The organism is Psychrosphaera sp. B3R10 (assembly GCF_018861025.1).
GTDB lineage: Bacteria > Pseudomonadota > Gammaproteobacteria > Enterobacterales > Alteromonadaceae > Psychrosphaera > Psychrosphaera algicola.
The window spans coordinates 245,885-270,320 of sequence record NZ_JAHKQH010000042.1 but is presented as its reverse complement, the minus strand read 5'-3'; the positions used below and the strand labels follow the sequence as shown (position 1 = coordinate 270,320).

15 protein-coding genes are annotated in these 24,436 nt (G+C 38.2%); 2 read left to right on the top strand and 13 right to left on the bottom strand.

Translation table 11 applies throughout. The annotated features are described in order from the left end of the window. On the top strand, positions 1 to 1,453 hold a 1,453-nt coding region (locus KO525_RS16520), incomplete at its 5' end, for a sulfatase-like hydrolase/transferase (RefSeq protein ID WP_371744425.1). 21 nt (positions 1,454 to 1,474) lie between these two features. Here KO525_RS16520 and KO525_RS16515 read toward each other — a convergent pair. Beyond that, positions 1,475 to 2,203, bottom strand: a complete 729-nt coding sequence (locus KO525_RS16515; protein ID WP_215964929.1) for a transposase — start codon at positions 2,201 to 2,203, stop codon at positions 1,475 to 1,477. Between the two features lie 89 nt (positions 2,204 to 2,292). Further along, complete coding sequence (locus tag KO525_RS16510) at positions 2,293 to 2,934, bottom strand: hypothetical protein (protein ID WP_215964928.1); 642 nt, start codon at positions 2,932 to 2,934, stop codon at positions 2,293 to 2,295. 323 nt (positions 2,935 to 3,257) lie between these two features. On the opposite strand from KO525_RS16510, the gene KO525_RS16505 reads away from it, so the two are divergent. Beyond that, entirely contained in the window at positions 3,258 to 3,644 is a 387-nt protein-coding gene (locus KO525_RS16505) for a DUF2306 domain-containing protein (RefSeq protein ID WP_215964927.1), read from the top strand. A gap of 370 nt (positions 3,645 to 4,014) precedes the next feature. Here the strand turns inward: KO525_RS16505 and KO525_RS16500 are convergent, their stop codons facing one another. The 11 genes from KO525_RS16500 to pepP all read right to left on the bottom strand — a co-directional run bounded on the left by KO525_RS16500 (position 4,015) and on the right by pepP (position 24,436). Continuing rightward, positions 4,015 to 4,938, bottom strand: a complete 924-nt coding sequence (locus KO525_RS16500; RefSeq protein ID WP_215964926.1) for a hypothetical protein — start codon at positions 4,936 to 4,938, stop codon at positions 4,015 to 4,017. A gap of 550 nt (positions 4,939 to 5,488) precedes the next feature. Then, on the bottom strand, positions 5,489 to 9,712 hold the full coding sequence (locus tag KO525_RS16495) for a sacsin N-terminal ATP-binding-like domain-containing protein (RefSeq protein ID WP_215964925.1): 4,224 nt from the start codon (positions 9,710 to 9,712) through the stop codon (positions 5,489 to 5,491). A gap of 279 nt (positions 9,713 to 9,991) precedes the next feature. After that, positions 9,992 to 10,726: a DUF2971 domain-containing protein gene (locus KO525_RS16490; protein WP_101215506.1), complete on the bottom strand. Its 735-nt coding sequence runs from the start codon at positions 10,724 to 10,726 to the stop codon at positions 9,992 to 9,994. Positions 10,727 to 11,691: 965 nt separating this feature from the next. Further along, positions 11,692 to 13,782 carry an antiviral reverse transcriptase Drt3b gene (gene drt3b, locus KO525_RS16485; protein WP_215964924.1) on the bottom strand — a complete coding sequence of 697 codons (2,091 nt, stop codon included), beginning with the start codon at positions 13,780 to 13,782 and terminating at the stop codon, positions 11,692 to 11,694. Next, a complete protein-coding gene (drt3a, locus tag KO525_RS16480) occupies positions 13,773 to 15,020 on the bottom strand; it encodes an antiviral reverse transcriptase Drt3a (RefSeq protein ID WP_215964923.1) in 1,248 nt (415 codons plus the stop codon). Before drt3a ends, drt3b begins: the two co-directional genes overlap by 10 nt. A 211-nt stretch (positions 15,021 to 15,231) precedes the next feature. Beyond that, entirely contained in the window at positions 15,232 to 18,150 is a 2,919-nt protein-coding gene (gene gcvP / locus KO525_RS16475) for an aminomethyl-transferring glycine dehydrogenase (protein WP_215964922.1), read from the bottom strand. Between the two features lie 272 nt (positions 18,151 to 18,422). Then, positions 18,423 to 18,812 carry a glycine cleavage system protein GcvH gene (gene gcvH / locus KO525_RS16470; protein WP_215964921.1) on the bottom strand — a complete coding sequence of 130 codons (390 nt, stop codon included), beginning with the start codon at positions 18,810 to 18,812 and terminating at the stop codon, positions 18,423 to 18,425. Between the two features lie 219 nt (positions 18,813 to 19,031). Next, on the bottom strand, positions 19,032 to 20,117 hold the full coding sequence (gene gcvT / locus KO525_RS16465; protein ID WP_215964920.1) for a glycine cleavage system aminomethyltransferase GcvT: 1,086 nt from the start codon (positions 20,115 to 20,117) through the stop codon (positions 19,032 to 19,034). A gap of 175 nt (positions 20,118 to 20,292) precedes the next feature. Then, a complete protein-coding gene (locus KO525_RS16460; protein ID WP_215964919.1) occupies positions 20,293 to 21,504 on the bottom strand; it encodes an FAD-dependent monooxygenase in 1,212 nt (403 codons plus the stop codon). 33 nt (positions 21,505 to 21,537) lie between these two features. After that, entirely contained in the window at positions 21,538 to 22,938 is a 1,401-nt protein-coding gene (locus KO525_RS16455) for an FAD-dependent monooxygenase (protein WP_215964918.1), read from the bottom strand. Positions 22,939 to 23,113: 175 nt separating this feature from the next. Then, positions 23,114 to 24,436, bottom strand: coding sequence for a Xaa-Pro aminopeptidase (gene pepP, locus KO525_RS16450; protein ID WP_215964917.1), 1,323 nt, complete (start codon positions 24,434 to 24,436; stop codon positions 23,114 to 23,116).

Here is a 24,436-nt window from a genome sequence, read left to right as displayed (position 1 = left end):
CAAGCGACACGGGATCGCTCGTGCTATTGACACGGTTTGTCTAATGGGTGACCCCACTGGTCGAACTTTGAAAGGAAATGAACGAATGAAAACCATATTAATAATCATTGCTAGTTTACTGTCAATTGCACAAACAAGCGCACAAGACATACAACCGGGTAAAACGAACATCATTATTATTATGGCCGATGATTTAGGCTACGGTGACTTAGGCAGTTATAACGGAAAACAAAAAACACCGAACTTAGATCAGTTAGCCAAAGAAGGTATGCGTTTTACCGATTTTCATTCAAGCGGCACAGTTTGTAGCCCAACTCGCGCCGGACTTATTACAGGCCGTTATCAACATAGATCTACTGTAGATGGGGTAGTAAACGCAGATCCTAAACATCCATCACATAGTTTTGGTGTTGATCCTAAAAGCCAAATAACGTTTCCAAGTTTAGTTAAATCTCAAGGTTACAAAACTGCATTGATCGGTAAATGGCATATTGGCTATCAGCAACGCTATCACCCAATGAATTTTGGTTTTGACCGTTTTGTTGGTTTTTTATCTGGAAATATTGATTACATTTCACATTATGACCGCCAGGGTACGTTTGATTGGTGGCACAACAATGAACAAGTTAAAGAAGAAGGATACTCCACTCATCTTATTACGAAACACGCAACCGACTTCATTAACGCCAATAAAGAAAAACCGTTTGTATTATACGTTGCTCACGAGGCTGTACATGATCCCATGCAAGGCCCGAATTCACGTATACAACGAGGGCCTAATAAACAAAAACAAGATAAGAACATTAAGGCCAGTGACGTTTATAAAGAAGTCCTAACAGAGTTAGATATCAGTGTTGGAAAAATTGTCGAAACAGTTAAACGTGCAGGTATTAGTCACAATACGTTAATTTTATTTACGTCAGATAATGGACCAATGTCGCTGTCTTCAGCCGGTGTATTACGCGGTAAAAAAGGGAGTTTATTTGAAGGTGGTCACAGAGTGCCTACAATTGCTTGGTGGCCAAATAAAATTGAACAAAACACAGTTAACAACCAGTTAGCTACAACGTTAGATATTATGCCAACTATCTTATCGTTATCGGGCGCTAGTGTGCCTAAAGATCATCAACTAGATGGGATTGATCTTATTCCTACCTTTCTTGGGCAACAAGAAACAAAACGTGAATTGTTTTGGCGCAACGGTGGTTTAACGGTTAAAGCGACGAGCTTATTAACTAAAGATAAAAGTAAAGCAATGCGATCTGGAAAATGGAAATTGGTAGTAAGCCCTTATTATAAAAAGTCGCAATTATATGATTTATCTAAAGATATTTCTGAGCAGCACAATGTCGCTAAGAACCACCCCGATTTAGTAAAAGAAATGACGACAAAGGTAAAAGCATGGGAAGACAAAATCATTCCGTATTTACCCTATAAAATCATCTCAAAATAAGACCACTGCTGACCAGCGGGGTCAAAGCCGCTGAAATTCTCCCCCTTGTTTGTCTCTAAATTTTTGAGACTTTCTATCACCTCCCTTGGGCATTGGCGATGCCCTTCTTCCCGTTAACTGTTCCACCTGTTCTTTAAATTTGTCATTGCCCAACACCCATGCTTTATCGGTAGAGTCCCTAATTTCAGCCAGTGACTTTTCTGGGATCTCCGAGTTAAAAAGGAAGCGATAACGCTCTTGCCTTTGTTCGCTATTGCTGCCCAAAGCCAAGTAAGTTAAATGCTCAGTCAGCATCTGAATTTGTTTGCCAACGGCGTTTTGTTGGTAACTTGACCATGGATAATCTGCAGGGTGACTAACAATATTGGCTCTTACGGGATTAAGCTCAATATAACGGCTAACTAATAAGAAGTAATTCTCAGAGTCAACCAGAGTCGACTTATAACGTCCTTCCCACAGCGTGCCTGTTCGATTATATACTTGATTAAAGTAGCGAACATAATAGCTCCCCAAAGATTGCATTAATTGGCTAATGCCTTTCTCTGTCGTTGGTGTCAATAATAGGTGAACATGATTAGTCATCAAAACAAATGCATGGACCTGCACTTTGTATTCTTCTGCGTAGAGTCTAAGTTTTTCTAAATAAGCGACATAATCATTACGTGTGACAAACGTAACTTGTCTATTATTTCCCCTTTGCACCACATGTTGCGGAACATTTGCTAAATTTAATCTTGGCATCCGTGCCATAAATAATAACCTTCTATATTAAGTACGAATATCAAGCCTAGCCGCTATCCTTCAAAAATCAACGAAGTAATTCTGAGCACATAGGTCGCCTATTCGCATTTATTTGTTGTGAGCATCTTTAAGTCTCGGTCGTTGGCTTCTTCAATAATGTCTATGTCTTCTAAAAACATGATGTACCCTTCTTGATTATCAACTTGAATAAATACATCAACTTCAAGTTCATCGAAGCCAGAAAAGTCACCAAAACATTGTGACTGCGTTGATATACCAAATGAACCACGTGGTTTTATGCCATTAGCTCTGTATTTTCGAACCAACGCCAGCGTGTCGGACATACTTTGTGCATCTTCATCTGATAGACTCAATATTGTTAAACGCTCATCATCCCCAATATCGTCTAACAAAATTGGCGTAAAACCCTTTTTATTTTCAGGTAAAACACGAACATTCATTTTTAATGCAATGTCCACCGGACCAAACTCATCGAGTTGTGATTTAGAGATACCGCTCGCTTTTTCCATTCCCTTGCTTTGAACATCCATACTAATTTGCACTGCGCCGCTTTGGATATTGATGGCTTCATTTGTGCGAATTGCGACCTTTAGCTCATGGGGTTTTATGTCAAGTGGTGAAAATTGACTCATTTTATACATGGTACTAATCGGCATGCTCATGCATCCGTTCAAAATAAATGTTACTACTGAGGTAAATATTAATGCTTTGATTTTCATAAACATCCTTGCTTTAAAATGGGTTTCAATTGAGTCAAATGACTTTCAATAAACTAAAATGGTTTTCAATAAAGTAGAGTGTAGACTGACAGCGCAACCATAAGTTCGCTAGAGATAACATTAAATTTACGCAAGGCGATAACGGTAGCTCATTAGCTTTGCACTTACGGCTACAATTTTTAGAGCGTCGACAACAAGCGGTTATGGATAGCAAGAACAGAACGTCTTAAATTCGTGGTCCTTATTGTCAGTAATATCAGAACGTATTGAATGTAAAAGAGTAATCGTTTAATCTAATTTTAAACAAAAATGGATGACATATTTTGACATACATACAACTCGCATATTTACATCTAGCCACTGTAGTACCGGCTTTCTTTCTCGGGACATACATTTTATTTATTCGCAAAGGAACGCCAAAACACAAAATGTTAGGAAAGCTTTATGTGAGTTTTATGCTTGCAACGGCATTTATTACTCTGTTTATGCCAGCCGTTGTCGGCCCTACAATTTTAAACCACTTCGGGTTTATTCACTTATTAAGTGTCCTCGTGTTCGTAACCGTTCCATTAGCTATTTTAGCAATTCGAAAAGGCGATGTGGGTGCTCATAAAAGACATATGCTTGGCATGTATGTGGGCGCGCTATTAATAGCTGGCAGCTTAGCTATGATGCCAGGACGGATGATGCACACTTGGTTATTTACGTAAAGTTACGGCCAGTTAGAATAACATCACTGATGTTCTATTCACGTTATTCTCGATTATTATTTGCTTAAAATACAAAAACTAAAACCTCTTTCTTCGAGGGTATATAGTTAGCCGCGCCCAGGCGATATTTAGCACGGCTAACACATTACTGAAGAGGTAATTAATTTCAGCGTCTCTGACCCCTTGGTCAGTGTTTTTGTAGGTAATTATAATTCTCTTGTTAATGCTATTAGAGCCAAAGAGCGCTGGAAAACATTGAATACGTTATTTGATCTGGATCGATGCAAAATTGAAGTTGGCTAATGTGAGTTTACAACACTGTATGTATTTGCGATTAGCGGCTTGTCAGACCGCTAATCTATAAAAGCTATTAGTATTTTAAATCATCAATCCAATCTATAGAGTCCAGATATTCAATAGCTTCTTGTGACAATGGATTATCGGTTAAGCGTACAAAAGAAAGATTTGTATTCGGATCTAAATCAATTTCATTAATAAAATTATTTTGAAGTTGTAGGTGCGTAATTTTTGGTACGTACCCTAAATCAATGCTAGAGATTTTGTTTTGAAATAAAACTAATTCTTCCAAGCTAGGAAGGTCCAAATATACTTGATCCAGCTCACTGCTATGAATTGTAAGATTTTTTAGCTTATTTAGACCTTCAAGCATAACTGATTTCAATTTTGTGTATTTTAAGGTAATTTCTTCTAGGTTTTGATTTGCCGTAAGATCTAAACTTTCAATTGAAACTACTAAATCAAAAAGAAAAGAGTCAGAGCCATATGTGCCTATTGATAAACTTTCCAATGACTGTATATCGCCAATGTCTAAAGTTTCTAGTACTGTGTCTCGAATCGTTAAATCCTTTAGTTCTGGCAGGTTATCAAGGGAAACTTCGTTAACTTTATGTGAATTTTCTATTTTAAAAGTCTCTAAATTAGAAGAATTTTGTATTGTAAGCCTGCGAAGTTGCTCCGAAGAAATTACTGATAGTCTTTCGACATACAGAATGTTATCGAAGTTTACTTCATGAGCATCTAGTGAATGAAGGGCGACTCCTTTCAAATTTGGAAAGTGGTTTAAGTCTTGTAAATTTGAGTAACCATAGCCCCCTTTACAAAGAACCTCTGTTAACTCTTCTACCTTAGTAAAGCTCTCAGCTTCTGCTCGTTCTTTAATACAAGACTCAACTGATTCACTTACAAAGATTATATCTGCGATTAGTCCATCTTCCTTCGATGATTCGCAACCTAAAAGACTTACAATAAACAAAATGATCAAAATTTGTTTCATATATTAATCCTTAATTTTAAATGCAGTTAGGCATCTTAAATCAATGACCAACCGCAATAAATAATCCATATTCTATTAGTTTGAATAATACTCAATATTTTCGTCAAGATAACCTAGCGCTTCATCGAGCCTAGAGCCTTTGAAAATTTCCTTTGTTTCGTCTTCCTAATGGGCTTCTTTATTTTTTGCAGCTTGGAAGCCCAAATGACCAAAGTCTAAGTACCTATACCACTGCGTCTGGTTACACATAAAGTGGATATTGTTCAAAATAGTCAACGGTCTCGGGCAGAGAATCTCTTACAATTCCTAGGCGCTTTTCACCATCACTTAAAAAATGGTGAGTTCGGCCACTTTTGATCCCTTTATATAAATGACGTCTTGTACCCTTTGGCCCTGACCACACTTTAATCAAAGGTTCATATTTTCCTTTCGACAAACTATCAAGCCAATTAGTAAGGATTTTGTTAACGTTATTAAGTTTTAAAATCATTACTTGTACTCAACTTTATATAGTCTGGTTATACCTGAACATTGGTTATAACCTTACTATTTAGCTCTCCTTGATCCCCCCTCTAATATCCAAAAACTCAGTACTTTCTGTCATATCAAGGTGAACATAAATTGATTGTTCAACAGCCTCTTGCACTGACAGAGGGTTTTTTAATATACCCAACAAGTATTCACCGTCATTGGTTTTACTTAATCTATATATATAATATTTTTCTGAATGTTTATACGCACAATTTTTTTCATTGCCACGCAACTCTATTTCAGCATTTATATTTTTTCTGCCTTTAACTTCAATGAAGCGACTAACTGAAGATATATTTCTATTTTTATTTGATTTAAAGTCATCTCTTAATTGCTGAGATGAAAAACTTAGGATATCGCAGCCGAAACCTTCCTTTCCTTGAATTTGTCCTACTCTCAATGGAAACCTATTCGAGTATTCTTCAAATTCAATAGCCTTCTTTTCAGCAAAGTCTCCATCCGTAGCTTTATATCCTGAAACGCTGTTCCTTGAACTTTTAGTTCGCTTGACAACTTTTATATTAGTTGTTTTTTTCTTTTTGACTGGCTGGGGATCTTTCGACGTAACCTCTATATCATCATCATCGTCATTTGATGCTTCTTTTTCACTCTTGTGAGTAGATCTCTTATCGCGAAGTTGCTCATCATCACCTGGGCTTTCAGAGCTTTCATCTTTATCATTTACTACTTCAGGATCATCAATTTCATCGAAGGCTGAGTATAGGTGCTCTTCTTCATCAATAGTAAAATCATCGTCAAAATCCAACAAAATTTCATCAATATCAATAAAGCTATCATCGCCTCTGATACTTTTTAGTAACTCTCTTCTTTCATTTTCTCCGCATGAAAATAATCTAGAAAAATTACCTCCATCTGTGAGTAAGAACATGCTTGCTAATGCAGAACCAACTGAATCAGCAAGTAACTGTGAATTAGAATTTGTTTGTAGTGATGGATTTGAACGCACATAAATAGTGCTAGTTGCTTCATCTATTAACCATCCCCAAAACGGAAGAGAAAACTCTATTGCATCGCCTTCATATATTACTTCTGCATTTAGTTCAGAACATACTTTAAGTGAATAACCTTTTAATTTTTGTAAAATTGCTTGTTGGCCAGCTACTCCAGCCCTTACAGCATACAAGTATGGTTTGGCTTTCTGGAAATAATCATCAAGGTCAATATCAAGAATATAATGTTTTGGTTTTTGCTTTAAAGAAGAAAGACTAATTGACTTTATACCAAAAACTTTTTCTACTTTTCTAACCCCAACCTTATGAGAAAGCGCAGCCATTGATAACTTTTTAGTTAAAGTGCTTGGCAAACTTCCAATATCATCATGTCTTAAGTCTGTAATCGGGTAATAATCGAACTTCCCATCACACACGCCCCACATTTCTCCAGTAGACAAAAATTTTAACTTTGACGATTCATTACCAACTTCTATAGCATCGATAATATCTAAGAACCAGCGGTATAGTGCTTTAGCTGCAACTCCCTTCGGATCTTTTGCAGGAAGTTCTATCAATTTATCGTAAATATCAGAGGATTTCAGCTCAAACTGATTGGTAATTACACCGCCTTTCCTCCAACCATCAATTATGTTTCTTTCAGATACTCCAAAGCTTAATAACACTTCAGCTTTTGGTCTAGCTGGTCTACTAAAAATTGCATCTGTAGTTTTATCTATGACAATACACTCTTTAGGCTTTATTGGTTTTTGGTGTTTATCCATCAACCAATCCGTATATTCCAGCTTCCATTTTATGTAGCTAGGCAATGCCCCTTGATGAACTCTATCATTTCTGTCGTAGCCTTTTCTTGCCGCTATTTTGTTATCGGTGGTGTCAGCTAAAAGAGTATTAATTCTCTCATCTCTAGACAGCCATGCTGCTACTGCATCCGATTTAGTTGGAATCAAAAATTGTTCTAAACCATCTATATTTGCTATTGAAGTTAAATACAATGGAGATGAAGATAGTGATTCTTTTGTTTTAAAAATATACTCATTCCCAAAACTCACAGGGTAATCGAATGAGTCTTTAACATGTTCGAGATAAGTTTTATCAGCGCTAATATTTATTCGCTTTTGGATTATAGTTCTTGGCCATTTATTTACACCGAGCCAAATAAAAAACTCAATCAAGTTTTCAATGCTTTCCGTGAAATGAAATGTAGATGGTAGAGCGACTAATTTGCAATCTTTAACATCTTCGTACAAAACTTGGGTAATATTGCCATCAGAACCATAACCTTTCCCAAAATATAAATTTGACGTTCGAATTAAATCCCCTGATTGGTTTTCAATTTCTATAGTAACATTCGGTGGAAAGGCAGGTTTGACTGAACTAAGATCTTCAGCTTTATATATTCTATAAATTGCAGTAATCAATTCGTCATTTATTATCTTTCTTTCCGGAGTTTCAACAACTTTTTTCTTCGAGTTTGCATTTGCTGCTAACCTACTAATAAGGCTACCCAAGGAGTATTCTCTTAAGCCAAAATCCGATAGTTTTACTTGTAGACTTCTTACATCCTTTGCTTCTAAGAGGAACATCAGTTTTGTTTGCATAAGCTCATCTAAAAACCAAAGCTTTTGCCATGAAGGAAGTTCGGGTAAATCAATTCCTTTCCGAGAATTAAAAACTGTCACTGCATGCGGTAGACTTTTCTGGTTAGTTGCTAACAGTAAAGAAGATGAATGAGTAGAAGAATGGAAATTATGAGCTATTATTCCAGTAATTGCTTTAACTCGCTGATCTACATCTTGCCAATTATGAGCAATAAATCTTTCTTGTATCTCTTTATTATTTATGTGTTCAGCACCTAATTTAATGAAAAATCGGCTTTGTTCTTTATTACATTTTGCAATATCGCCAAAACTTTCTTCAGGCAACCACTCGGTACTTTCAATGTTTAAAACTTTACTAAGTTTAGGTGAAAGTAAAGAACCATCAATAGTAGGTATTATGTTTTTATTGGACACAGAATCGTATAATAAATCTTCAAAATTCACAGACTTAAAATCGTGTGAATAACTTTCTAAAGGTATCACTATTTTATAACCAGCATTAATACCATCAGGGAACTGTTTTGCTCTTAACTCTGCTACTTCGGCTATAAACTCCGCTAACTTTTCAAAAACGAACTCATTAGTTTTGCATTTTTTTAAGTGGTTTCTACTTTGGTCTAATTCAAAAGTAGCGTGGCAAACAACAGGAACGGGAAGGTTTATTTGTGTAGGAAAATAAGAATATAATGGATGAGTTACTGGGTTATCACCGTCATTATAATCCGGCACAGCAATGATTAGCTCGTAACCCAATAATTTATCGGTGTTATTATCAAGATAAGTACTTTCTACATTTCCTGACTGTCTAAATATTTGCCAAATACCAATAGGTTCATCATTCTCTAAAACTAAAGATGCCGATTCATCTCCTTCTTTTGTCCAAACTTTAACGTCTTTATTTGGCAGGATAAATATAATTTCATCTAAATATGGGACAAATAAAAGTACTTCTGGGCTAAGTGAACAGATTTGTTTTTCGACATCATATCTAAATTCAGGCTTTTCAAAAGGTATACCTATAACAGTATTGTAACCCTCGGAACGCCAGAAATGGCAGCGCTCTTTAAACTTTAAAGTAGTAGGTTCAGTCAATTCATCATAGTTTTTACCAAATGCTGGAAATGGCAAAATGGGAAATACTAACCCTTTTTCTTGCTCCTGCTCTTTAGAGACTAATAACTGAACGTCATTAGATTGACTACAGATCTGCTTTAATAACTTTTTATTATACGCACCACTATATGCGATATTTAAACTCCCACTAGATATTAAAGGTTTTTTAGTTAAATTTAGTACCGAGCGAAACCCTAGTCCTTTGCATCCGATTAACTTTTTTTCTTTACGCCTTTTAGGACTAAGATGATGATTTTGTAATGAATGTACACCACCAAGCGAGAACGCCTTACCAGTATTAGCAACTAATAGCCCTTCATCCATTACCTCAATAACAACTCTCCCCCTTACAGAAGACTCTTTAGCTTGATCCGCAGCATTTTGTAAAAGTTCTAAAACCTCCCTGCCTTTATAATCTTCACTGGTGGCTCTTTCACTGCGAAACTCTTTTATTAAATTAGCAGGTTTAGCTAAATATGATTCTAGAGTTTTTGTTTCTTCTTCAGAAAGCCATTCATGCCACTCTGAAATAGTTTCAGGGACCTTAGAGTCATTCATATTTTACATAATCCTAATATTGTCTAAAAATTATATAGTTAAAATTGCAGAATTATGTGCTAGGTCTTAACTACTCATATACTCGCAAAGTTATTCTTGACGACCACTTGACGGGCATCTAATTTTGCTAGGTAAGTTTAGGCTTATAGAATCGTTTTTTAGGTATTCTATGTATCCTTTTCTTCGATATTAGATGTCTAGAATATTTAGCTTGGGAATTTCAAGCGACAAAGTGGCAAGCAAGAAAATGCTTAATTTATAAATTGACAGTTTAAAAATTTATACTGCATTGAAATTTATGCCAAATGTACTTTTATTTAAATCAGCTTTGTAATATTTTACGTTGCTGTTATTAATAACTTTTTGGACTAGATTGATGTCTTGCATTTCAACTTTACAACCAAAATAGACAGCTTTGAGTGGTGCAGGCCAAGGGTATAACTGATCTCCAACTTCAAGAATATGCCGCCATTCCTCTTCATATCCCCAATGCTTGGATTTAGCATAAAGGATTCGCCTTTTACTAGACATTTTTTTATCGAAATCTAGAAGCGCTTTAGGAGTTAAGGTTGGGTGATTATCAGTGTAATGAATAGGTCGAGTTTCCATATCATCCGCTAATTTACTACCTGCTTTACGAACAAACTCCATACACATTCCGTAATGCTCATCGGCATAATGCGACCACATCAATAAATTTTTATTACTTGTCGCTAACGATAAAACCCCAAGCTCTTCAATCTCTTTTTTGAATAGCTCCAACTTACTTTTTAAAGATACTTTTTTAGTCACTATCGCATCAGACATATCACTGCCAAATACTTCCGTTAATTTATTAGTATCAAGCTCATTTTCATATGTATAAACCCTACCATCCACGTAAAAACGAGTATCAAAGGGGTCATTAAAACGGACAGGTTTTGAATACCAAAGCTTACCCTGAGCAAGAGCATTCAGCTGATTTTTACCTATTGGATAGTATTTGAATAACGATTTTATCTCGGGGTGTTTCAAGCTTAAATCCCTTTACAAACTTAAAATATTTTTTGATATCTTAGAAGTGAAACATACACAGGAAAAAGTGGCGCGGGCTCAGGGAGTTACCCCGTGGCGTCTACATCCCGAGCTATCGTTACTATTTCAGAACCAGTACTAGACTTGAAGCCTTTGCCCGCGCAAACACCACCCCGCACCAAAATACTGTCTCCATATTAATATCCTTAAAGAGCTTATCAATTACTAAAGAACCAAAACAAACTAAAGTTGCGAGATCCGCCATCAATGGCAAGTAACTTAGCCCTGAAATAAATAACAATACCAATTGGAATTCAGGTAATCATCTGTAAAATATCAGCTTTTAAAAGTAATTACTACCGCGCATTGGATAGGCTTTTCATGTTTCTTTCCAAGAACCCTTTTGTTGTGATCATATAGTCAAACGCTTTTAACAAAGCTATGAAGCCAACAATAAATGTAGAAAAGATTAGTGAGCCGTTAAATATTTGGCTGATAAAAATGACGATAATACGTTCGTAGGCAAGGTTTTATATGGCTTTGTACTAGATGACCAAACCTACAGGTTCGCACCCAATGATTATGTCACCACCTCTCGCATAGAAAAATGTGACCTTAACAGAGGTATTATTGAAACGCACAGTGGCAGCGTCTATGTACTTCAGGGGACGGGAACAGATGCTGCCATTGATTTTCGTGATTTTGAATTATTACGAATGGGGTACAGCCCAAATCTAATTGAACAATTAAATCTTTGTACCACTAGGTATCATTGACTATAAAGCTCTATATACATGAGTATGGTGTAACAAAAGGTCTCAACGTCAGGTGTGTGGAGTTGCCTCCTCTTATCAAGACTCATCCGAACTTCGCAGGAACGCTGTTTTTCTCGACAGACAACATAACCAACCGTAGCTAGTTACTTGAGTTATATTGACCTTTTGCCACATCAAAATAGTAACGTCTTAGTAGACTGGATTCAACTCCTTCCTAGCTAATAACTCATATAAATCTAGACTAGACCACTTAACAAACCAATAAGTATTCAATAACTCTGCCAGCACACACTCATTAGAGTAATCATCATTAGTGTTAGATAGTTCCATTAGTTCAATATTGGTTTGAAGTTCTATACCTAGTAGCGTCTGCCTTACTTCTTTTGAAATATATGGACAACACATTAAGTCAAGAATTAAGTGGATAGCTTCGGAATCTTTTGACAAGTCTGTCCTCAACACTTTCTGTAAGCTTAACTTTTCGAGCCTAGAAACTATTTCTTTATACTGTTCATGTCCCTTACAATAATAAAGTAGAGATACTATTTCAAAATAGCTTGGCTCTTCATTTTTATTAATCATTTGTTGTATAAGATCGGCACTGACTAGATAGTTGTCGTTAAACTCACTTGTAGCTAACAGAATGTTCAACTGCTCTATATGAGTAAAACCTTCCCTATAACTGTCTTCGTGGGAGAAATACATATTTTCAGATATGCTAGCCATTATAAAGTTTCTCATGAAAGCAAGGTGTTCGGGCATTTCTGCTAGGACAAATCTATCTATCTTAATTATGGATTGAGAGACTTTGTTTGAAGCACTTAACGAAGGTTTTACGCTGTAAAAAAACAATGTCAGGTTTAACAGAAGTTCTAATGCATCTCTAAAAACTAATACTCCATCATGTACTTCTTGCTCCAAGTTTTTACCTTCTTTTAATGCCTTTTGTCTAATGTTCTTGATATAGGCTCTGTAATGCAAAATTACTTCGTTAATTCTTTTATTAAACACGGAAATTAGAAAGTTTGAAGGCAAAGAGTAGTCACTTTTGTTTTCTATACATAACTTTTTAACTTTATCAATGAAGTTATTTTTGAATCCAAACTTACGGTAGATTTTTTTGGGGAACAATTGTCTTTGTTTATTGAAGTATTGAACTTCAAATAGAGAGGATTCTAGCTCGTTTAAAACCATATTTAACCCAACCACCAAAGCAGATTTCTCTGTGCAAAATGGTCTAGAGTATTTATGAGTCTTGGAGTCTGAAAGATATAGATTATATTCATTAAGACAGTCGCTGATAGCTTTGTATACTGATTTAGCGACCTTTTCTGATGATGCAAAAATCATATAATCATCAACGTAACGAATAACTTCATAGTCTACCTCATGCTTTAAGCCCATTTTTATATCTAGAAATTCTTCTATATTTTTATCTATTTTTTGGAAAATAATTTCTGAAAAGACCCTACTAAACTCGGCTCCGATACATATCCCATTTGTTTCGTTGTTGTTACTTCTCTGCATTATGGTATCCATTTTTTGGCATACCTGATTGCTATAGGTAACATGTTCTTTAATAAACTGCTTATCTTTAACAGCCCAAGAAATTGAATGCGTATATATGCTGTCGAAACAATTAGCAATGTCTAACAACCACATTTGGTTGTATTTCTTTTCAAGTTGAACAAAGCGCTCAGAGTTATATATTTTGTATAATCTGGTATAACCCTTATAGGTAAAAAATGACGATGCTGATTTTTTGTAAAGCTCTGACTCTAAGGTGTCGATATCAATGTTCTTATAATCTTCTGACGAAATTTTGCGAGTGCTATTAACTGTAAATGAATTCCCTACTTTGACTGGCGCACGAACAGAAAAATTACTTTTGCTACATAGGTAGTTAATTTCAGGACTGTGATCTCTATAAAACTCAGCTAAATTTAATTGTGTCCTAGGGTGCGTTAGAGAAAGCGTGCGTAAACTGTATTCATTTTTAATAATTTTGTATTTAAAGGGAGATGAATATCTAAACTTCTTTTGCAGTGCATCACTTTCATTGTTCAGCTTATTTAAAGTTGGGTCGATGTGGTTTGCATATATTGAACTTACAATCTTATTGAGCCTATCACCGTTTTCAGTATTAGCTCTATGGGAGTTTACGTAGAAACCTTCATTACTAAAAATTATTGGTACATCATTAGGAGCTGTATCGGTAAGTAAACCTCGAAAGTAATCTTTCTTATCTAGTTTAATTTTTTGGTTTCTAATTATAGCCATATGCTTGTAATTTCCTTTAGCCAATACGGAGTAAATTTCTTATATATCCTGTTCTTAAAGCCACTCTTAAATGAAGATTGCAACAACCTGCGCTTTTGGTTCAAACTCAAAACAGGCGTACCCGGTTTATGAAAGAGATTGTCATAACCTATTACAAATTTTTGTAAACTTTCATCCAATCTATTTAAAGCGCAGCTATTTGGGTCAATTAAGCTGTAGTTGTAATAAATCCCGGTGGGAATCTTATTGCCTGTGGATTTTTGAATCAGATCCCTGTTAGTTGTTAAAAATTTGATTCTAGAATTTAATAAATCAAAGTCGCCAGTGTTGCGATAATTTACCAAGGCTTTACAAAGCTTTGATTCGAACTGTTTTACTTTTGAAACAGAAAGATCAACGATAACCTTTCTATAACGTGCTTTTGTTTGTTTGGGTGGTATCTGATAATCCTGAACCTCAAACTTGTACCCCAAGTAATTAAATGCGGCTACAGGGTCATTAGAGCCAGCACTCCTATTTTCAACATCGATTATTTTCGTTTTGTTGTAGTTGAGAGTGATCCCTTCTGGCAAAGTAGACCTTATCTTCTTTAGAAAGCTTTTTTTATCCTCAGATTTGGTTGTGATCAACAAAATATCATCGACAAATCGAGAGTAATAGATAACGTCATTGCCTCTTTTTATCTCTTTGTCAAAGTTCTTCAATATAAGTTCAGCAATTATTGGGGAAAACTCTAGTCCTCTTGGTAATAAGTCAGGAAAGTGCGAAAGATAGCCAAGCAAGATATTTTGGGTGTGAGTTGATAAATGAGGTTGTTGTTGTAGGCATTTTTTAATGAGTGGTTTATTTACAGATTCGAAAAAAGATTTGATGTCGAGTTTATAAACCCTATATTCAGTTCCTTCAGCCAAATAAGATCTTATTTCTTTGCCTATTTGACTTCGACTTTTGAGTTTTACTTTAGAACAGCTAATAAGATTTTTAACACATTTACGTAATACTACTTTTTCCTCCAAAGCATCAGAGAAATAGGTTTTCTTACCTTTCTTTTTGTCACTTTCAGTAAAATAAAAGCTATCAAATGAAGCTCCATTTTTGAATGCTGAATCTGCCTTTATTAACGCGTTTTCAATTAACTTTGACCTATACTTTTCGTCAGAAAGCATCCTGTTATTATAAAAGTCCTCAGGCATTAAACAGCGAGCTAAAGAAGATTTACTAAATGATTGGCTTTTCATATATCAAATTCCATTTACATTTCGTCGCTAAATCAATAGCCGATTACTCATCAATATAACAAAATCAATTAGTTATATCCATATACCCCATAATCAAAAAAGGTGAGCACTAAGCTCACCTTATTCAATTCTTTATGAGTCACAAACTATATTCGACTCACAAACTACCAAAATAAAGTCACAGACTTTATTAGAGTACGACAACAAGAAACTAATCTTCTCTGTACGTATCCAGCGGAGGGCATGAGCAGATTAGGTTACGGTCACCGTATACGTCGTCGATTCGAGTTACCGTTGGCCAGAATTTATTTTCTTTAACCGCGGCGCATGGGAATGCGGCGTAGTCACGGGCGTATGCTCGGTTCCACTCTGGGTCTAGTACGTCTTCAGCTGTGTGCGGTGCAAAAACTAATGGGTTGTCGTCGACAGTCCATTGGCCGTTCTCAACTTTCGCGATTTCTTCGCGGATGGCAATCATCGCGTCAACAAAACGGTCTAGTTCTACTTTTGCTTCTGACTCAGTTGGTTCAATCATTAACGTACCCGCAACTGGGAACGACATGGTTGGTGCATGGAAGCCGTAGTCGTTAAGACGTTTAGCAATGTCCATTTCTGTGATGCCTGAGCTTTCTTTAAGTGGACGAATGTCGATAATACATTCGTGCGCTACGCGGTTATTACGGCCGCGGTACAATACTGGGTAGTGTTTGCTTAATCGTTCCATTACATAGTTGGCGTTTAAGATAGCCACTTCTGTTGCTTGGCGTAAGCCATGTTTACCCATCATGGCAATGTAGGCCCATGAAATTGGTAAGATGCCCGCAGAGCCATATTGTGCAGCAGAAACCGCACCGTTTTCTGTTCCCACGTTGTCGACATTGTTGTCGCCAAAAAATTCAACTTTGCTCACGACGTGGTTTGGTAAAAATGGTGCTAAATGCGCTTTAACGCCAATTGGTCCCATACCTGGGCCGCCGCCACCGTGTGGAATACAGAAGGTTTTGTGTAAGTTTAAGTGGGAAACGTCGGCACCGATAAAGCCAGGTGAAGTTAAGCCAACCTGGGCGTTCATGTTTGCACCGTCAAGATAAACTTGACCGCCAAACTGGTGAACAATTTCACATACTTCTTTAATGGTTTCTTCGTATACACCGTGAGTTGACGGGTACGTGATCATGATGCAAGACAGCGCATCAGCGTGTAATTCCGCTTTTGCTTTTAAGTCTTCCATGTTGACGTTACCGTCAGGTAAACATTCAACAACAACCACTTTCATGCTGGCCATTTGCGCAGATGCAGGGTTAGTGCCGTGTGCAGAGCTTGGGATTAAGCAAATGTTGCGGTGATGATCGCCATTGCTTTCGTGATATTTACGAATTGCAATCAAACCGGCGTATTCACCCTGTGCACCTGAGTTAGGTTGCATAGAAATATTGTCGTAACCGGTTACGTCGATTAACCAATCTGACAATTCACCAATCATCTTACGGTAACCTAAAGCTTGGTCCGCAGGACAGAATGGGTGCAAGTTACCAAATTCTGGCCAAGTCACTGGGATCATTTCCGCAGTTGCGTTTAGCTTCATGGTACAAGAACCCAATGAGATCATTGAGTGATTAAGCGATAAGTCTTTACCCTCTAACTTACGGATATAACGCAACATTTCTGTTTCGCTTTGGTAAGAATTAAATACTGGATGCGTTAATACGTCTGTTTTACGAGCATATTCAGCAGGGATAGACGAGCCGTCTTGGGCAACAATTTGTGCGTCAATCACACTTACATCTAAACCGTGACCTTCGCCTAAAACGACATCAAACAACTCAAGTAAATCGGCTTGTGAAGTGATTTCGTTTAACGTTGCTGACAACTTGCCTTCAAGATCGGTACGGAAGTTTACTAACTTACCTTTAGCACGGGCTAAAATTTCATCTTTGTTTGGTGCCACAAATGTGATGGTGTCGAACCAAGTTGCATTAACAAGTGAAACGCCTTTAGCAGTAAGACCTGCGGCAAATATGTCTGCCATACGGTTAATGCGAGTTGCAATTGTTTTAAGGCCTTGAGGACCGTGGTATACCGCATAAAATGCCGCCATGTTGGCAAGCAAAACTTGAGCGGTACAAATATTTGAATTGGCTTTTTCACGACGAATATGTTGTTCACGGGTTTGCATTGCCATACGTAGGGCTTTGTTGCCGCGGCGGTCTTTAGACACACCAATGATACGGCCAGGCAATGAACGTTTATGCTTGTCGCTTGTGGCGAAAAACGCCGCGTGTGGGCCACCATAACCCATAGGAACACCAAATCGTTGAGCAGAACCTAATACGGCATCTGCGCCTAAATGACCTGGGCCTTCTAATAATAATAAGCTCATGATATCGGCTGCAATTAATGCAACGGCTTTATTGGCTTGAACGCCAGCAATCAAAGGTTTGATATCGTTTACTTGACCTTCTGCACCTGTGTATTGGAACAAGGCACCGAAGATTTCTAATTCTGGGGCTTTTTCTGCTTTGTCGATGATTACGTCAAAACCAAACATTTCTGCACGGGTTTTAACAACGTCAATGGTTTGAGGGAAAACATCGTCTGCAATAAAGAAGCTATTGGCTTTTTTGGCTTTAGAAACACGTTTTGCTAGACCCATCGCTTCTGCTGCTGCAGTTGCTTCGTCTAATAATGATGCACTTGCTAAATCTAAGCCTGTTAGGTCGATAGTCATTTGTTGGAAGTTCAACAACGATTCTAAACGACCCTGAGCAATTTCAGGTTGGTAAGGCGTATACGCTGTATACCATCCTGGGTTTTCCATAACGTTACGTAAAATAACGTTAGGAACCGACACTGGGTGGTAACCTAAACCGATATAAGATTTTGCAACCTTGTTTTCACCAGCAACTTGTTTTAAATACGCTAACGTCTCTTCTTCTGTTTGCGCGTCGCCAATGTTCATATCTTTGTCTAAACGAATCGAACCTGGGACCGTTTGGTCAATTAGCTCATCCACTGAACTTACGCCTAACACTTGACACATTTCTGACTGGTCACTTTGGCTTGGACCAATATGACGGCGAATGAAAATGTCGTGTTGCTCTAGTTGCTGTAAGCTGGTTTTTTCGGTCATGGTAGTGCGACTTCCTAAAATTGCTGTATGTGTTGTAAATCGGCTTTGCGTTTTAAACACCATGTAAAGTGAAAGGTGCGTAAATCGACAAATAGTACTTTTGCATTGAAACCGTTTTCTGGCCTAACCAAGCACCTAGACTTAAACGATTACAATTTGCGTTGCAGGATATGGTTTGCCTAAACAACCCCATAAAACTGCAGCGCAAAAACAAAGAAGCCCCGTTACATTTCCTATAGAGATGAGTTAACGGGGCCTTAATTCATTTACGATTAGTCTTCGTCGATAGACTGAGCGTAACCTTCTGCGTCTAGAAGATCTTCTAGTTCAGAAGCGTCTTCCATTTTAATTTTGAACAACCAACCGTCACCGTATGGGTCGTTATTAACTGTTTCTGGAGAGTCTTCTAATTCTTCATTTACAGCAACAATTTCGCCCGCAACAGGAGCATAAATGTCTGATGCTGCTTTAACTGATTCTGCAACTGCACAATCGTCACCAGCGGCATATTCGTCGCCTACGTCAGGCAAGTCAACAAATACCATGTCGCCCAAAAGTTCCTGTGCGTGCTCTGAAATACCTACAGTAACAACGCCTTCACCTTCGTTACGAACCCATTCGTGAGACGAAGCATATTTTAAGTCCGATGGAATATTGCTCATTATTATGTTCCTTAGGATAGATAATTTAAGTTTAGTTATTTACAAATTTAGCCACATACCTTGGAAAAGATAATTGGTGTGCGGCTATACTTCAACCTGCAAACGATAATTTCTTTATAAAACGTCTAATTGACGTTCTTTTTGCTCTTATTTGTCGCTATTTTCTTAGTTAAGAACTCAGCCTAATCCAAGATGGCATAGCAACAAAAACGATAAAAGTTAAAGTACTGATTTGCCGTTACGAACAAAGCCTGCTTTAACCACTTTAACGTCAACTAATTTTTTGCGCATTTCAACTTGTACGCTTTCACCGATAGCAACACCACTTGGCACACGGGCCATAGCGATTGAATAGCCTAACGTAGGTGAAAATGTGCCTGACGTTATTGTGCCCTCGCCTGCTTCTGAAATGACTTTTAGGCCGCTGCGTAAAACACCTTTTTGTTCCATAACCAAACCAACTAGTTGCTCAGTCCCCGCTTCTTTCGCTTTCGTAATTGCATCACGACCAATAAAGTTACGGTCTTCAGGTTGCCAAGCGATAGTCCAAGCCATGTTAGCGGCAAGAGGCGAAACAGTGTCGTCCATATCTAAGCCGTAAAGGTTCATACCCGCTTCTAAACGAAGCGTATCACGGGCACCTAAGCCACAAGGTTTAACGCCAGCATCTAGTAGTTGTTGCCATAAGTTGGCGGCCATCTCTGGTGCTAGCATAATTTCGTAGCCAGTTTCACCTGTGTATCCGGTTGTTGCAATAAACAAATCGCCAGCTTGAACACCAAAAAATGGCTTCATGCCTTCAACGGCTGCATTTTGCTCGTCAGTTAATAATGTGGCTACTTTTGCTTTTGCATTTGGGCCTTGAACAGCGATCATCGCCCAATCTGGTTGTTCTGTGATAGTGACCGAAAACGCTTCGGCTTGTTTATTGATCCAAGCTAGGTCTTTTTCACGAGTTGCTGAGTTTACAACTAAGCGGTAAAACGTTTCGTCAAAGTAATATACGATAAGGTCGTCAATTACGCCGCCGGCTTCATTTAACATTCCTGTGTATAAGGCTTTGCCCGGTACAGTTAATTTAGCAACGTCGTTGGCAACTAAATAGCGTAAAAACGATTTAGCGTCTGCCCCTTTAATATCAACAATGGTCATGTGAGATACGTCGAACATACCCGCGTCTTGGCGAACCGCATGATGCTCTTCAATTTGAGATCCGTAGTTGATTGGCATTTCCCAACCGTGGAAATCAACCATTTTGGCATTTGCTTCTACATGTTTATCAAATAAAACCGTTTTATTGCTCATATTCTCACCTAGTTTGAACCTTTCATCATGATTAATGATGAAAATAATTGTTCATTTTGTTAACCACAAAAATTACACGGGAATTGAAATTGCGGCAGAGTATAGACTAATTTAGACTTATTCTCCATAGTCTAAGCATTAGTAATACTTATCTGAAACATTACCGAATTTTGGTTTAGATGATTTCTACGGGCACCGCTAATGTCGGTAGGTTACCTTTCATTCCCATAGCGTTGAGTATAATTTCATGTTTCACCATTGGCATCGAATTAGTCATTGATAAACCGGCTGTACGGATCAATTTTTTTATTGGATTGTTGCCTTCAAACAACGACTTTAACGACTGCATCGCAAGAATTACCTGCTGCGCTTCCGCTTTTCGCCATCGCTCGTAACTACGTAGTTGTTGGGTCATTTCAGGTAAATTTGCCACATCTACGCTTTGCAGTTGTTGCACCAAACTCGCCGCATCTAATAGGCCAAGGTTCATGCCTAATCCGGCTAATGGATGAATGGTATGTGCGGCGTCGCCCACTAAAACCACGCGTTTATCCAGCCATTGATTAGCATAACGCATTGTAAGTGGAAATGACTGGCGTTTGCTGTGTAAGCTAACCGGCCCAAGTACACTGTCTGTTGCGGCTGTTAATGCTCGAGAAAATTGCTCATCGTTGTCTGCCATTAATTTCTCGGCGTTTTCAGGTGATGTTGACCACACGATAGAGCACAAATTACTGTTATAAAGTGGTAGCAATGCTAATGGCCCTTCAGGCAAAAATACCTGTCTTGCACAATGAGTATGTGGTTCAGTAGTTTTAATTGTGGCAACAATTGCATGGTGATCGTAATCAGAAAAAGTAATGGGTAGTTTTAGCAATTTTCGAATATTTGAATTAGCCCCATCGGCTGCAATAAGCAGTTTGGCTAATATAGGTGCGCCGTTTTCTAACGTCACTAATACATGTTCGTCACTGTTATGAATCGTTTGATATTTTGTCTCAAACAACATAGTAATTTTATGATGTTGTTGCGCTGTATTAATTAATGCATTACGAATATTGGCGTTTTCGATAATATGCCCAAGACGCGGTTCAGAGACTTGTTCGGCATTAAAATTAATTCGCCCAAAAGATTCTTTTTCCCAAACGTCCATGTCTGAATAAGGTGTTAGTCGAGCACAATCCAAATGTTGCCAAACTTCTAAATTCCTCAGGATGGCTTCGCTTGCGGGTGACAGCGCTGAGACTCGCGTTTCAGGCGATGACAGTTTGGTTTCAGCCGCACTGTTATCTATTACCGTAACCGTAAAACCGGTATTGGCAAGGCCAAGTGCTGTCGTTAACCCTACACTTCCGCCACCGACGATAACGATGTCTGTTGAAATCATGCCTAAAATCCTACTCTTGTTTTTGTTCTTGGGTTAATTTTGATCATGCGTTTGTTGTTCTTGAACTAACGGTTTTAACTGAGCTAATTGAGGCAATTGCGTGAGTTGCGGAATATTTTTTGCCGACTGACTGCCCATAAAGTGTAATGCTAACCACTGTTGTAGGGGATCAAATTTTTGCAGGGACATCAATCCAATAGTCCGGACAAATGCTGGCAAGCGCCCTTCCAGTCCAAATATTCGTACCAATGAATCTGTAAAAGTTGTGATCCGGTTTATGTCGTCCACCCGATTGTTTTGATATTGATTTAATAACCTAAAGCTACCGATGTCTTGTTTACTATCTAATGCAACTTTAATTTCATTTACTAAAACCGCAATATCACGCAATCCTAAATTAAATCCCTGTCCCGCAATTGGGTGAACGGTATGTGCCGCATTGCCTAACAAAACAACGCGATTGTGAGTTAAGTTTTGAGCTTTAGAGCAATACAATGGAAAAGACGCCCGCTCGCCCGCTTCGATAATTTCACCCGCGGCAAAACCAAACTCAGCCTGCAACGCTTTGCAAAACTCAGTGTCTGTTAATTTTGAAATGTCGTCTGCTTTATCGTGGCTTTCGGTCCACACAACAGAGTATTGTTGCGGACCTATCGGTAACAGGGCTATTGGACCATGTGTGGTAAAACGCTCAAACGCAACAGCATCAACAAAGTCTTTACTCACAAGGTTTGGGTGACGCAGCAATTTTGCAAACTTACCGTCTTTACCATCTGCACCTTGGGTTTTAATATTCGCCACAACTGCGGTTTGACTGTAATCCGCTGTATCGTTTTCAATGCCTAACAAAGATTTTGTGCTCGACATACCGCCTTCTGCCACGACTAACAACTTGGAATGCAATTCATTACCATCGGTTAACGTGAGTTTGGTGTAGTCACCCTGATGACAAATTGCGCTAATTTCGGTTTGCACAAACCAACTCATTTTTTGTTCCGCCATTTGCGCCAATGTTTGCTGAAATATCTGTCCGATATTGCGCATTTCGGCTACATATCCCATGGCGGATAATTGGAAATCAGTGGCTTTTAAAATGGTTTTACCAATATGACCTTTGTCAGACGTAACAATGGTTTTAATTGGCCATGCGTGGGGTTTTAATCTTGGCCAAACGTGCCAATGTTGCAAGAGCTTTAACGAGCCGTAAGATAACGCGATGCAACGACCATCAAAGTTGTTTGTAAAGTTTAATTGAGGTTCGGTTTGCTGCGCTTCTAAACCAAATTGTGGTTTAGTTGTTGCGTTTGGGTCAACTATCGCAATGTTTAATTCCGGCGACTCCTGCCTCAAACCAATTGCAGTTAGCAATCCCGACAGTCCACCGCCAGAAATAACAACATCGAATATTTGAGGGTTTGATCCATTTTCTGTCATCGGTTTTATTTCAACTTTGTCCGTCGGCGTTAAATTTGTTTTCGGTTTCTATAACCTTGTCACGATTTGCAATTAGTCCGTTCGTATTCAAAAAAACAACTTTGCATCATCAATTTATTGAGTGGTGAGATAAACGAAAAATGCTTAATCTCACAGCACATCAATAAAAGTAATCTTATTGCATTAACGCTTCGATCTCTTCAACAGATTTTGGAGCGGTAATCGTTAAGTTTTCATAACCGGTTTCGGTGATCAAAATATTATCTTCTATACGTATACCGATGCCGTGCCATTTTGGATCACAATTAGCTTCCGAATCGATATAAATGCCTGGTTCAACCGTAAATACCATGCCTGCCTGCAACGGACGTTGAGCACCAGCTTGGTTATAGTCTCCAACATCGTGTACATCCAGGCCGAGCCAATGAGCCAATCCATGCATATAGAAAGCTCGGTGGGCGTTTTGTGAAATTAGTTGCGTAACATCGCCTTCTAAGATATTTAACTCAACCAACCCTTGGGTAATAAGTCGAACCGATAATTCGGTTAACGCTTTTAGTGTCGTACCTGGTTTGATGTTATTAATGACTTCAACCTGAGTATTTAATACTAATTGATACAGCGCTTTTTGTTCTGGTGAGAATTTACCCGATACTGGGAAGGTACGAGTAATGTCAGCAGCGTACCCCTGTAATTCACAACCGGCGTCTATTAAGACTAATGACCCAGACTCAATCACATCTTGGTTTTCAGTGTAGTGTAAGATACAGGCATTTTCGCCACCACCAACAATTGTGCCGTAGGCTGGGTGTTTGGCACCAGACATCGCAAATTCGTGATGAATTTCTGCTTCGAGTTGAAACTCAGTTACCGGTTGCTTTAACTTATGCAGGTTTGCCGCAAACAACATGGCGCGTTTATGGGCGGTAGAAGATATTACGCCGGCCCGTTTCATAACGGTAATTTCATCAGCCGACTTAAACAAACGCATCTCGTGAATAAGTGGTCGCGGATCGGATATTTGCGTTGGCGCATTCCAGCCTTTTTTAGGCCCTGTTCGAAGTTCGTTTAACAAATCAAAAATACGTTTGTCGTTTGCTTCAGATTCACCCTGTGGCCAATACAAGATAGTGGTATTGTTAATAGCGGTAAATAACACACTGTGGAGTTTTGATTCATCAAACGTTTCGTCAAATTCAAATTGTTGCTTGGCTACTTCTGCACCAATACGACGGCCCTGCCAAATTTCAGCAACTTTGTCTTTAACCCGGCAAACCAGTGTTGAACTTGTTGTATCCAAAGACTTTTCTAAAACAAGCCACGCATCGGGTTCTGGAAAATTAGTGAGGTATTGAAAATCACTATTTTGTCTAAACGGAAACTCGGTATCGTTACTGCGCGTTAGTTCATTGGCGGCGGGTATTATGGCAACGCTGTTTGGCGCCATTTGGGCTAACAGACGATTGCGGCGGGTGACAAACTCACTGTTTGGTATCAT